This is a genomic window from Secundilactobacillus muriivasis, assembly GCF_054785195.1.
Map to the genome: position 1 here is coordinate 46,187 of NZ_BAABMI010000008.1, position 14,486 is coordinate 60,672.

Consider the following 14,486-nt stretch of genomic DNA (forward strand, 5'->3'; position numbering starts at 1 on the left):
TCAAATAAAGTTAATTTTTCTCAACTCGTTAAGCACATAAAGCAGGTGAATTGATGCGTAACCTTACACAGGATCAAAACTTAATGTACTCCCCCAAGTTTGAACACGCCGCTTGTGGGATGGGATTCATCACCCAAGTTGATGGTCGACCAAGCCACCAACTCGTTGAAAAAGCGCTCACGATGTTACAGCGCATGAATCACCGTGGCGGTACCGGTGCGGAACCCGATACTGGTGACGGTGCTGGTATTCTCATGGCAATGCCAGATGCTTTTTTCCGGCAACAAATGGCCAACGTTTTATTAACGTTGCCTGCTGCTGGCGACTATGCCGTGGCACAACTCTTCTTGCCTCACGATGAAGACAAGCGTGACGCCATGTTACGTGCCGTAACCGACCAAATCGATGCCGCTGGTTTTCCAGTACTCTGGACCCGGTTCGTACCGTTCGTTTACGAAAACTGTGGGCCGGCCGCGCAAAAAGCGATGCCCGGCTTTGCGCAAGTAATTATTCAACGCCCCGCTGACGTTACCGCAGGCCGCGACTTTGAAGACCGGCTCTACGCGCTTCGTCGTAAATTAGAAAAGGTCTTTGACCGCCCATCACTGGCTGTCTGCTCCCTTTCTAGTCAAACGATCGTTTATAAGGGGATGCTGCACGCCTACCAAGTTGGCCTGTTCTTCCCCGACCTTCACGATCCTGAGATGAAGAGTGCCATCTGTCTGATCCACTCCCGATTCTCCACGAACACCTTCCCAAGCTGGGATCGCGCGCAACCATTCCGGTTCCTCGCCCACAACGGTGAAATCAACACCTTGAAGGGTGCTGAAAACTGGATGACCAGCCATGGCATCGACATTTACGATGAAGACGATTCCGACTCTGCTAAGTTGGAAAACTGTATGGAGTACCTCTACCGCCACGGTCGTTCGATTCCTAAAGCACTCATGATGATGGTCCCAGAAGCCTGGGGCGAAGGCGTTGAAATGCCGGAAGATGAACGGGCATTTGACGAATATAACGCGACCTTCATGGCCCCTTGGGATGGCCCAGCAGCGCTCTGTTTCACGGATGGCATTCAAGTTGGCGCGTTCCTTGACCGAAACGGCTTACGGCCATCGCACTACACCTTAACCAAAGATAACGAGCTGATCGTGGCTTCCGAATCCGGCGTCGTTGACGTGGCGCCAACTGAGATTCAAAAGAAGGGTATCTTGGCGCCTGCTGAAATGCTCCTCGTTGACACCAGTGTTGGCCGCATCTACAACTCAAGTGAATTGAAGCAACAGTTCGCAGCCGAACACCCTTACCAGCAATGGTTAACGGCCAACCGGTTGTCACTTAACGATTTACCCGACGTTAAGCCAGAACCTGAAATCAGCGATACTGACCTTAAGCGCCTCTGGCGTCGCAACGGCTACACCCACGAAGTCATCGAAACCGCATTGATTCCGATGGCCCAAAATGGTGGTGAACCTACCGTTGCCATGGGGTTTGACTCACCATTAGCCGTACTCAGCAAAAAGTCTGAATCACTATTTACCTACTTTAAACAGGCCTTCGCGCAAGTGACCAATCCACCGATCGACCCACTGCGTGAAAAGATCGTCATCAGCACCACCCTCTTCTTGGGTCGTGACAACGACGTCACCGAAGATACGGCGGCCAACTGCCAAAAGCTCAAGATCGACGCGCCGATTTTAAACGACCAAGCCTACGCTAAGATTCTCAGTCTGGATCTACCAGCGCTGAAAGTCGCTAAGTTATCGTTAGCCTACGACATGACGGCAACCCCTAACCGGTTGGCGCACGCCTTAGAAAGTCTGTTCAAACAGGCTGAAAATGCCATCGACAACGGCGCCACGATCATCGTCTTATCCGACCGCCCTGTTGCCACGCATCAAATGACGATTCCCGTGTTACTCGCGGTTTCCGGTTTACACAACTACCTGGTTCGCCAAGGTAAGGGCACCGCAGCTTCCCTCGTGGTCGATACTGCCGAAGCCTGTGAACTGCACCACTTTGCCTGCCTAGTTGGTTATGGCGCTACTGCCATTCACCCATACGGCGCCTTCGCAACTTTGACACAACGCGGTTACGCCGACCACTTGGACGATTACTGTCACGCCGCCACCAAGGGGATCATTAAGATCATGAGCCGGATGGGAATCTCCACCATCGCTGGTTACCAAGGCGCTCAGCTGTTCGAAGCCATTGGCCTCTCGGACGCCGTAGTCGATCAGTACTTTACCGGCACCCCAACCCGGATCGGCGGCTTAACGCTGAACCAAATTGAAGATGAATATGAACTTAAATACCGTGCCGCCTACGATCCACACACCATCGACGACCTCCCATCAGGTGGGAGCTTCCAGTTTAAGGAAGACGGCGAACACCACTTGTACAACCCGCTATCGATCTACCAGTTCCAAAAGGCCGTTCGTTCGGGCGATTATCAAGAGTACCAAAAGTACGCGGCGCAAATGAACGAGGAAGCCTTGAGCGAACCCGTTACGTTGCGGTCGATGTGGGACATTGACCGCAACGGGAACCAACCCGTGCCAATCAGTGAGGTTGAACCCGTTAGTTCGATCGTCAAACGCTTCAAGTCTGGCGCCATGAGTTTCGGGGCCCTCTCACAAGAAGCCCACGAAACGATTGCGATCGCCATGAACAAGCTTGGTGCCCGCAGCAACTCCGGTGAAGGTGGCGAAGACCGCCGCCGGTTCAAGGTTGGCGCTGATGGCCTCAACCGTAACAGCCGGATCAAGCAGGTTTCTACCGCTCGTTTCGGGGTCAACACCGAGTATTTAATGAGTGCTGACGAACTGCAAATCAAGATGGCGCAAGGGGCTAAACCCGGTGAAGGTGGTCAACTACCTGCCGGAAAGGCCTACCCATGGGTCGCTAGTATCCGGGGCTCCATCGCCGGCGTGCAATTGATTTCACCGCCACCTCACCATGATATCTACTCCATCGAAGACCTGGCACAACTGATCTACGACCTCAAACAAGTCAACCCCGATGCCACCATCAACGTCAAGTTGGTTTCTTCAACCGGTGTTGGGACAATTGCCGCTGGGGTGGTCAAAGCTGGCGCCAACACCGTGGTCATCGCAGGCTACGATGGCGGGACCGGTGCCGCACCACGAAACTCAACTCGTGACTGTGGCTTGCCTTGGGAAATGGGCTTAGCTGACGCGCACCAAACGTTGGCCTTGAACCACCTTCGGCAACGGACCACCCTAGAAGTCGATGGGAAGTTGTTAACGGGCCGCGATATTGCCGTTGCCATCATGCTGGGCGCCGAAGAATTTAGCTTCGCCACCCTCACCATGGTTGCGATTGGCTGTGTCATGATGCGCAAATGTAACCTGAACACCTGCCCAATCGGCATCACCACCCAAAACCCTGACCTGCGGAAACTTTACGCTGGGCGCCCCGAACACGTCATCAACATGATGACCTTCCTGGCACAGGATCTGCGTGAACAGATGGCCGCACTGGGGTACCGAACCGTTGACGAAATGGTCGGCCACGGTGGGCATTTGCACCCACGTTACGTGCCATCTGGTAAAGCCAAATCACTCAACTACGATCGGATCATCAACAAAACCATCACCATCGATCGCAAGGTCAAAGATCCATTTAAGGCCAAATCCAACTGGCCAGACCTCAACCTCGTTAGCGAAACCAGTCTTCGTAACGGCAGTACAACGACCGTTGACTTACCGATCAACAACACGAACCGGTCAGCCGGTACCCGCTTAGCAGGTTGGATCGCCAAACGCTTCGGTAATGACGGTCTCGAACCTGGTGCGTTGAAGTTCAACTACACCGGGACCGCGGGTCAAAGTTTCGGCGCCTTTATCACCCAAGGACTAGAAATCAAACTCAACGGTGAAGCCAACGATTACGTTGGGAAGGGCTTATCCGGTGGTCGGTTGATCGTCGCCTCCCCTGAAGGTGCGGAAGATTTGTACGCCCATGCACCAATTATCGGTAACGTGGCCTGCTTCGGTGCCACTAGTGGTGAAGCCTACTTCAACGGCCGCGCCGGCGAACGGTTTGCCGTTCGGAACTCCGGGGCAAACGTCGTGGTTGAAGGGATCGGCAACAACGGTTGTGAATACATGACTGGTGGGACCGCCGTTATCCTCGGTCAAACTGGCCGAAACTTCGCTGCCGGAATGTCCGGTGGGGTCGCCTACGTTTACGACTGGGCGAACGACTTCAAACAGCACTGTAACCCTGAACTGGTTGATTTATACCATCTCAACGAAGCTGGCGACGATAGCCAACTGAAACAACTGATTGAAAAGCACTACTACTTCACCAGTTCCTCACTCGCAAAAGAAATCCTAGATAACTGGGAAACTGAACAACAGAAGTTTATTAAGGTTTATCCACGAGACTTCCACCGGATGCGCGACTTGATTGCCAAGTTCGCAACCGATGGCGGCACCGAAGAACAAGTCATTGAAAAGGCGTTCTCCGCCGCAACCAATCAAGATTAGGAGGAACGCGTAATGGGAGATCCAAGAGGCTTTATTAAATATTCACGCAAGAACAACCCCGTTCGCCCCGTCATGCAACGGATCAAGGATTTTGACGTGATGGAACTCGATCTTGATGACGCTGACCGGCGAGAACAGGCCGCCCGCTGTATGAACTGTGGGATTCCGTTTTGCCACCACGGTATTTTCTACGGTGGTGGTCGGGCGGTCAGTGGTTGCCCAAATGACAACCTGATTCCTGAATGGAACGACTTAGTTTATCGTAACCGGGATCGCCAAGCATTCGAGCGATTGACCCGAACGAACTACCTACCAGATATGACTGGCCGGGTCTGCCCCGCACCTTGTGAAGCCGCCTGTGTGCAAGCACTTAACGGCCCCGGCATCACGATTCGCAACAACGAAAAATTCATCATCGAACAAGCCTTCAAAAACGGCTGGGTCGTTGACTCTGGTAAACCCCAACACCGAACTGGCAAAAAAATTGCCGTAGTCGGTAGCGGCCCTGCCGGAATCGCCGCAGCTTGGCGGTTAAACCAACTGGGGCATTCCGTTACCATTTTCGAACGGGACGACCGGTTCGGCGGCTTACTCATGTACGGTATTCCGAACATGAAGTTGGACAAAAAGATCGTCGAACGGCGATTCCAAGCCCTCCGTGAAGTTGGGATCAAGTTAGTCAATAATACCGAGGTCGGCAAAGATATTAGTGTCGCTGAACTTCGCGAAGCATTTGACCGCATCGTGCTCTGTACCGGCTCTCGGCAGGCGCGTGATTTGGACGTGCCAGGTCGCGAGTTTGGTGGAATCTATCAAGCCGTTGATTACCTGACGTTGGCCACCAAGTCCGTTCTAGAAAACGGAACGAGTGCCACCGATGCCTTGAAAGGCAAACACGTGCTGGTTCTGGGCGGTGGCGATACTGGGAACGATTGTATCGGAACGGTCATTCGTCAAGGCGCCGCCGGGGTGACACAGTTAGAAATCGCCCCTGAACTCCCTCACGAACGTACCGCAACCAACCAGTGGCCAGAGTGGCCGATGGTTCAAAAAAACGGCTACGGCCAACAAGAAGCTCGCGCATTGTTCGGTGATATCACCGAATACACCGCAACGGCAACTGGCTTCTTCGGTGATCACGGTCAGGTCAACGAAGTCGAAATCAGTACGACGGACCACTTCAAACCAGTTAACGGCAGCCAACGCCGCGTCAAGGCCGACCTAGTGCTCCTAGCAATGGGCTTCACCGGCGCCGAACAGTGGCTGTTCGACAACTTCGGCATCACCAAGGTCAACAAAAACTACACCACCAACGATAGCCAAGTCTTCGTAGCAGGCGACTGCCGCCGCGGACCAAGCTTAGTCATCTGGGGCGTGTTTGAGGGCCGGAGTTGTGCGGAGAAGGTGGATGCTTCGTTTGAAGTATTGGAGAGTGTGGAACAGGGCGCTTAGAGTGTGGAAAGAGGCGGTTAGAGAGCGGAGCCTAAGGTACTTTCACCAGAATTCCCGGGTTTTGGGAATTGCGGTGGAAGTGCCTTAGGTGCAGCTCTCTGCCTCTTGGAACACGTTTCGGCTTGAGGACAGCAATACAGAGTGTGGAAAGAGGCGCTTAGAGAGCGGAGCCTAAGGTACTTTCACCAGAATTCCCGGGTTTTGGGAATTGTGGTGGAAGTGCCTTAGGTGCAGCTCTCTGCCTCTTGGAACACGTTTCGGCTTGAGGACAGCAATACAGAGTGTGGAACAAAGCGTTTAGAGAGCGGAGCGTAAGGCAACTCTCTGCTTTGTGGAACACGTTTCGGCTAGATAACATGAGCGCACCAACCAAACATCAACCAAAAACCACAATCTAAAAACCACAAAGGATCGAACGTCCAACCAACGTTCGATCCTTTTTTCCTCCCCTAACCACCGAAACCCGTTCCCATCAAAAAAATAACGTTCGTTTTATCACAAAATTTACAAAAAGTTCTCCCACTATTCCCAGAAATATGTTATTCTACAGTCGGATAATAATAGCAACAACTCACGAAATTATTTTGGGGAATTTAATTTCACGGTAGGCATTTTACTTTGGGGGAATTTAATATGAAAACAACCGGACTTGTTAAACGGTTACTCATCTCGAGTGCCGTTTTAAGCGGCCTGTTTCTGGTGGGGACCAGTCAGGCTAGCGCTGATACCACTAACGAAGGTGCAACTACGGCCACTAGTACCGCAACCACTACAGCTAGCAATCAGTTAACGGGGTCAACTACTTTAAAAACAGCAACCCCGGCTTCTTCGACTGACGCAGTTGCAGACGAGGCCACTAGTAGCGAGAGCACCACTACGCCGACTACTGATACGGATAACACCACGTCAACTGATGACACAACGGTTCCAGTTACCGATGCTACGCCGGATCCTGCTGTTACAGCAGCCTCACCCTCAAGCATTGACGCAACTGCAGCATCAGCACCAACTACGACAACCACTGACACCACTACTGAACCCCAGTCGAGCACCAAGACTGAGGCATCTTCGTCTGCCCTTTCAACGAAACAAACGCCAGCAACCACCACGCCAACCGTTAATTATAAAACTGCTCGGGACGCGGTGGTCAGCGCATCCGTTGTTAAAGCCGACCTACAGTTAGCACCTGAAGCCGATACGATTAAATCAGGCGAAGCCGCTACATTTGATTTAAAACTGGCAATTTCAGGAATCGATAAAACGATGAATCAGCAACACGTGGTCATCGATTTACCGGACAACTTCAAGTTACCCGCCGATGCCGACCTCACTATCGATGGCGTGACACCAACGCTTAATGAAACCGGCACCCAACTGATGTATGACTTCGACACCCCAACTGACGGCCTCTCGATCTCGAAAAAATACGTCTTCGATACCGGCGACCAGCCAATCAAGAACGGAACCACCCTTTCAATGGCTGCCAGCTATTTCGATGGTCAGCAACAACTTGCAACCTCTGGTAAGCAAACTGTTACGATTACTTCGCAAGCAGTTTACGGGGTCACCAACGAAATGATTGGGATCTTAAAGACCGATGCTGATGGCAACGTAATTCTTGACGATGCTGGCAACGCTGATATTGATAGCAGTAAATTAACCGGGGTCGCTGGCGACTATCTCGTTTACCAAACCGGCATTTCTGCACCAAAGAAGATTCTCGGTCAGGCCTATTTCGAACCCGGATCAACGATTGAATTGACCTACGTCCTTCCCGTTGGTACTTCGCTTTGGAACGTTGATAATGCCACCAAGGCGCAAGCGGAATATGAATCAGGAACAACTGCGGATGGGCGGACTGTCGTTAGATTTTACGTGACCGCACCTAGCCTAGAAGACCAAATGGCCGCAACGAACAACCTCTTTACCGGCTATTTCCACCTTGTTGCTCAGATTAACGATGATTTGCCTGACTTAACCAAGCTCACAACGCAAGCTCAAGTTATTGGCACCTCTATTAATAACGAGCAGGTGATGTCCGATATTGCGGATAGTACCCTTACAACCGCTGCCAACTATTCATCCGATAACATTCCACCTGATGGCGAAATCTATTATGAATATAACTGGGGACCAGCCGATGGTGAAGGTAACCTAGAACCCGGTGCTAACCGGGCCGATCCGCAGGTTACGCCGGGCGCCAACCTAGTCTTCTTAATGCAAACGAGTGCCGCTGATTTTGGCTGGGACTGGGACATGGATTTTGGCTCTCACGGTAACAAGGCGATTACCAAATACATTGCCACCTACAACGTGGATCCACACCTCAACGTGAACCAGATGCAAATGTACGGTGCGGCTTCCTCAATTCGCGGGAACGACGTGCCACTTTTAGAAGACCCGATCGCTGACGTTTATGTTCGCTATCAAGACGAAACCGCTTTTGAGGAAACGCCCATTTTAAGTGACGTCACGACCTTCAATATCACCGACATGTCCCAATACGTTGATAACAATCGTGGTGTTGCGCAGATTCAATTCGTTTATACCCAAATTCCAGCTGGTTTACTCGATAACGTCAAATTCTACATGTCACCCAAAGCCGGTTACTACGGCACCGTCTCCAACGACTTTACGGTCGAAGTTGCGGGATTCGTTCCAGATGGCTGGTTAGACGTCCTCTTCAGTAAGGATGGCGCCATTGTTCAGAGCAGTTATGATGGCCAACCAAGTTATCATGATGGCCAAGATCTGCATCAATTAGATGAATCTGGCAACGTTGCTCCTGAGGGTTCTCCTGAGGATAAACGAAACATGTACAACCAGTTCATGACACCTCAAACCGCCGAAATCGTTAAACCCGGTGAGGATACACCACGGGTACTGAACGAAGCGCTAACCTTTGCTAACCAAACTGATGGCCTGACGGATGATGGCGACAACGTGTTGCAAGTCATGGTCGAAAACAATCAAGCCTCACTGCAATCTTACACCGGCTTAAAGAGTTACCTGGTCTTGCCAAAAGGGATTACCTATACCGATGATAACAGCCAAGTCACCGCAACGGCTCAGACCGATGGTAGTACCTTACTCACGATCAATTGGGATCGCACCGCTTTGGCACCAAACAACCAAAATAAACTCAACTTAAAGGTCAATATTGATGCCGCCCTTCGGCTTGATAGCGTGACACCAACTCTGTCTTCCACGGTTAACGAAACGGATACCGTTGCGCCAAATAACGTTGATGCCACTTTGGATTCTAACGTTCAGGCACTTGCGGATTCAAACGACATCGATGGCAATCCTGATACCACCACGGTCTTCGTGTTACAGCAACCAATTGCCATGGCCGCCAACTCCCACCAAATTCACGTCACCGCCACCGCTACCAACGTGGCTGGCGACACCGGTAATTTAGTCAACGCCCAAGCTGGCAATAACGCTAGCTTCGGAATCAGCCTGACACCAGCCAGTGATGGCGCCCTACAAAACGTCACTATTACGGGAACTATGCCACAAACTGGTGATACAGCGGTTTTGGATACTACCACGCCGCGTGGGACCACTGGCCAAGTGACCTTAAATGGACCAATTGAATTGCCAGCGACCTGGGAGCATTTAGCAACTGTCACCTACGCTTTGGCTGACGACCCAACGACCTACGTTGCTGCTGATGCAGACACCGACTTTAGTCAAGTGGTCGGCTTCCAAATCACTTACGCTGGTGATAACTTCCTCAATAGCGATGCTGCGCAACAGTTACGGATCCCAGTGACTGTCGCCAAAGACGTCCAAGCCGGCCAAGTTGCTTACATTAGCTACGCCGTAACCGCCAACGGGTTAGCAACGACCGAAGGCTTAAAGGCCGGCTTAGCGCTTCAGCCAAGTGGTGAACTAGGCCCCGGCATTCAAGTTAAAACCATTACCAAAACACCAGAGCCAGTCTTCGTCACACCAGATGACTACTACGACTACACCAAACCTGGCATTCCAGGCGATGGCATCTGGGTTAAAACGCAAGTGCCAGAAGGCGTCTTCGTTACTCCTGACGATTACTATGACAACACTAAAACGCCTGATAACCCAACTGGCCCAACAACGGATCCAACAGGGCCAACGACGCCGGTAACAACACCATCAACGCCAGTACCCGACGACGATTCAACGACGCCAAGCACCCCGGCTAATACTGTTGGGACGCCAACGACACCAACTGATAATGACGCAACCACTAACGATACTACCGACAACGACAGTAACTCAGCTCAGGCAGTCGATAATGAAACCCCATCGGCAACCACGATGAGCCAAACTAGCAACGCCACAGCAACGATGGCGGCAAACGATGCCTCACAAGCTACCACTACTATCAATGCTACTGACACCACCACTGCTAAGGCCACAAACAACGCCAGCGCAACGTTACCACAAACTGACGAGCAAGCACCCGCAACAACCAGTCTCATCGGCTTACTACTCGCTACCATTCTTGGTGGTCTGGGCTTAAGTCGCAAACGTCGCAACGATTAAGTTAATTAAATGTTCAAATACAACGCCGTTGATCAAATCAGCGGCGTTGTTTTTTGGTCTCATCAAACATCCCTACCAAACAACAATTATGCACGAAAAATTTGTATAAATGATTCCCGTTTTTACCGGAAATATGCTATCCTGTAATCGGATACATGACGTGAAATTACTTTGGGGAATCTAATTTCAGGAGCGGCATTTTTACACGGGGGAATTTAATATGACATCAACCGGATTTGTTAAACGGTTGCTCATTTCGAGTGCTGTTTTGAGCGGTCTGTTCTTAGTGGGGGCTAAGCAGGCCAGTGCCGATACGGTAACCGATGACACCACTGCAACCACCAGCGCAACGACTACAACTAGTAACCCGTCAACCAAGTCAACAACTTTGCGAACTACGACCGATTCAAGTACTGATTCGATACCAAGCGCAACTACGACTAGCGATCGTTCCGCGACCGCTTCAAGCAGTGAAACAGCGACCTCAACTGACGCCGTAACAACACCGACTAATGAGATATCGGCAGCCGATACCACTGCGCCTTCAACTGAACCAACAACTACGCCTGACACCAATCAACCCCAGTCGAGTACCACGACTGAGGCATCTTCGTCTGCCGTTAAATCAGCGACGACACCAACCGTCAGCTACAAAACGGCCCGCGCTGCCGTCAACGCATCCGTCGTTCAAGCCGACCTTCAGCTCACGCCAGCCGCCGACACGATTCAGTCTGGTGAAACCGCAACGTTTGATTTAAACCTGGCTATTTCGGGAATCGATAAAACGACAACTCAGCAACACATCATCATCGACCTCCCCACTAACTTCACCCTACCAGCAGACACCGACCTCACCATCGATGGCGTCACACCCACCCTCAGCGAGACCGGCACACAGCTGATCTACGATTTCGATACGCCAACGAACGGGTTGTCGATTTCAAAAAAATACAACTTCGCCACCGATGATCAACCCATCTTAAACGGCACCAAGATCTCAATGGCTGCCAGCTACTTTGACGGCGACCAACAACTCGCAACCTCTGGTCCCCAAACCGTCATCATCACCACCAAACCGGTTTACGGCGTCACCAATGAACTGATTGGTGTGCTTCCACACGACGCCGATGGTAACTTACTGATTGACGAAAATGGTAACAGCACGATCGACAAAACCAAAATGACGGGGATCGCTGGTGACTATCTGGCCTACCAAATCGGCATTTCGGCGCCGAAACAATTACTCGGGCAAGCCTACTTTGACCCAGATACGCCGATCGACTTAGTGTATTTACTCCCTAAAGGGCTGTCATTTGACCGAATCGATACGGTCACGCAATCCAAAGCGACCTACAAGTACGGCGTTGATCCCGATACTGGGCAAACCGTTATCGAGTTCACCATTCCAGCGCCAACGTTAGCTGAACAGCAAGCGGCCAGCGATAACCTGTTTGCGGACTACTTTAACTTAGTGGCTAAAATTGACGCCGATGCGCCTGCCGGGACTGAACTGACCACCGTCTCCCAACTTCAAGCAACGACCATTGATGGCACAACCGTCATGTCCGACGTTGCGGCCAGCACGATCACCACTGCTATGGACCTCGCATTACCTTACATTCCAACGGACGGTAGCCAACTTTACCAATACAGTTGGGGCCCAGCCGATGGCAACGGTAACCTCGCTGGTAGTAAGGATAACGTTGATCCCCAAGTGACGCCTGATGCCAACCTGGCCTACAAGGTTTTAACTGGCCCGGCCAATTTCTTCGGCGTCTTTCAATCAAAGATGAACCCAATCATCAAGTACACGGTGACCTATAACGTTGACCCTCACCTGAACGTTAACAACTTAAAAATTTATCATTTAAAATCCTACTTGGCGGATAACTACTACGCACCGAACATCACGCCCAAGCTGAACGTCTACGTCCGCTATCAAGATGAAACTAACTTTGAAGAAACACCCGTTTACACCCAAGAAACAATCAATGACTCGCCGGTTCTCGATATGAACACCTTGGTCGATAACGAACGCGGCGTTGCCCAACTGCAATTCGATTACACCAACATTCCCGTTAAATTCAGTACCAGCATGGACTTCAACATGTCACCTAAAGCTGGCTATTACGGCACCGTTTCGAACGACTTTACCGTTGAAGAAGCCGGTTGGACCAGCATGGGTTGGATCGACATCTTATACAGTAAAGACGGCGCCTACGTTCAAAGTCTAGTGCCCGATTCACCATCCGGGACGCCACTTGTTAAAGTGGGCCAAGAAGTTCACCTTGTAAACGGTAGCCAACCAATCGAACCGGGATCAGCCGGCGACTATCGAGAAGCCTACAACCGCTACATGCAGCCCAAAACGGCCGAGATCGTTAAACCCGCTGAAAATACGCCGCGGGTGTTGAACGAAGCCCTGAATTTCGCTAACCAAACCAACGGCTTCGTTTCGACCGGTGACAACGTGCTTCACGTGATGGTTGAGAATAATAAGGCCTCCTTGCAGGCATTTAGCGACCTCAAGAGCATCCTAATCTTACCGGCGGGCGTTACTTACACCGGCAATAATCCGGAAGTGACTGCCACCGCTCAAACTGACGGTAGCACACAGTTAACCATCAATTGGACGCGGACGAATCTAGCGCCTACCAACCAAAACAAACTCGATTTAGCCATTAACATTGATGCTGGTTTGAGCCTCGGCACCATCACGCCAATCCTTTATTCAACTGTTAAGGAGACCGACACCGTGACGCCGGGCACGATTGACCCAGCGAGCGCCTCTGACGTCCAGGCGGTTGCCGATAACGATGACCTTGACGCCGATGCAACCACGACCACCCTGTTCCAACTCCGCAAGTCATTCGCAACCACCGTTGATTCACACCAAATTCACGCTGCAGCGACGGCAACAAACCTCGCGGGTGACACTGGTGATTTGGTTAAAGTTCAGGCCGGGCAAGCTGCCCACTTTGGCTTAAGCCTGACGCCGGCCTCTGATGGTGCCCTTCAAAACGTGACGATTATCGGGACACTACCGACATTGAACGACACGGCTATTTTAAACTCAAACGTTAACCGGGGAACCACGATGCCCGTCACGTTGACCGGTGCCATCACATTACCTGATGGTTGGCAAGCCGCCACGGTAACCTACGCGCTAGCGAGTGATCCAACCACGTACGTTGCCGCAACCGACGTTCCCGATTTCGGCCAAGTCGTCGGGTTTAAACTCACCTATAACGGCGACAATTACCTTCCTAGCGACGTTCAACAGCTTGCCATTCCGGTCAAAGTTGACGCTAAGGCCACGCTTGGCCAAACCGCCTATATCAGTTACAGTATCAGTGCCAATGGGTTGAACCCAACCGAAGGCTTAAAGGCTGGCCTTCAAGTCGAACTGGGACCCGCTGGGATTCCTGGTGGCGGTATTTGGGTTAAAACACAGGTACCTGAAGGAGTCTTCGTCACACCTGAGGACTACTACGACAACACCAAACCGCCAACGGACCCGGTTGGACCAACCGAACCAACGACGCCGGTCACACCACCTGCTACGCCAACTGATACACCAACCGAACCGACTATCACCGATGAGATTCCAGTCAACACGATTGCGACACCAACAACCCCGGCAGCACAGGACAACACGACAGTTGAAGAGGCGCAACCAGCTCAAGCGGCGAACGCAACTTCGCCGACCGCTACCAGCGTTCAATCAGCAACTGTGGTGATTGGCACGACTGCCAATGATCCTCGGCAATCATCTGCGACAACGACTACCCCTTCGGCAACGTTGCCACAAACGGATGACGCCCAAGCACCTGCGACAACCAGTTTAGTTGGGCTGCTAGTCGCCACCCTCCTCAGTCTGTTCGGCCTCGGTCACCGGCGCCGGCACGAGTAATCGGTAACACCTTAATTTGCTTCCCCAAAGCAAAAACGCGTGACGCCCTATTCTTGGGTGTCGCGCGTTTT

At 51.7% G+C, this 14,486-nt stretch carries 4 protein-coding genes; all 4 read left to right on the top strand.

From position 1 onward, the window contains the following. Nucleotides 1–53 precede the first annotated feature (53 nt). The 4 genes from gltB (at nt 54) to ACYVR3_RS01910 (ending at nt 14,415) form a co-directional block, all read left to right on the top strand. Nucleotides 54–4,517: a glutamate synthase large subunit gene (gene gltB, locus ACYVR3_RS01895; RefSeq protein WP_461242908.1), complete on the top strand. Its 4,464-nt coding sequence runs from the start codon at nt 54–56 to the stop codon at nt 4,515–4,517. A 12-nt stretch (nt 4,518–4,529) separates the two neighbouring features. Next, nucleotides 4,530–5,969, top strand: coding sequence for a glutamate synthase subunit beta (locus tag ACYVR3_RS01900; protein WP_461242909.1), 1,440 nt, complete (start codon nt 4,530–4,532; stop codon nt 5,967–5,969). A gap of 633 nt (nt 5,970–6,602) precedes the next feature. Beyond that, nucleotides 6,603–10,502 carry an LPXTG cell wall anchor domain-containing protein gene (locus ACYVR3_RS01905; RefSeq protein WP_461242910.1) on the top strand — a complete coding sequence of 1,300 codons (3,900 nt, stop codon included), beginning with the start codon at nt 6,603–6,605 and terminating at the stop codon, nt 10,500–10,502. Between the two features lie 220 nt (nt 10,503–10,722). Then, on the top strand, nt 10,723–14,415 hold the full coding sequence (locus tag ACYVR3_RS01910) for a hypothetical protein (protein WP_461242911.1): 3,693 nt from the start codon (nt 10,723–10,725) through the stop codon (nt 14,413–14,415). The last annotated feature ends 71 nt before the right edge of the window (nt 14,416–14,486 follow it).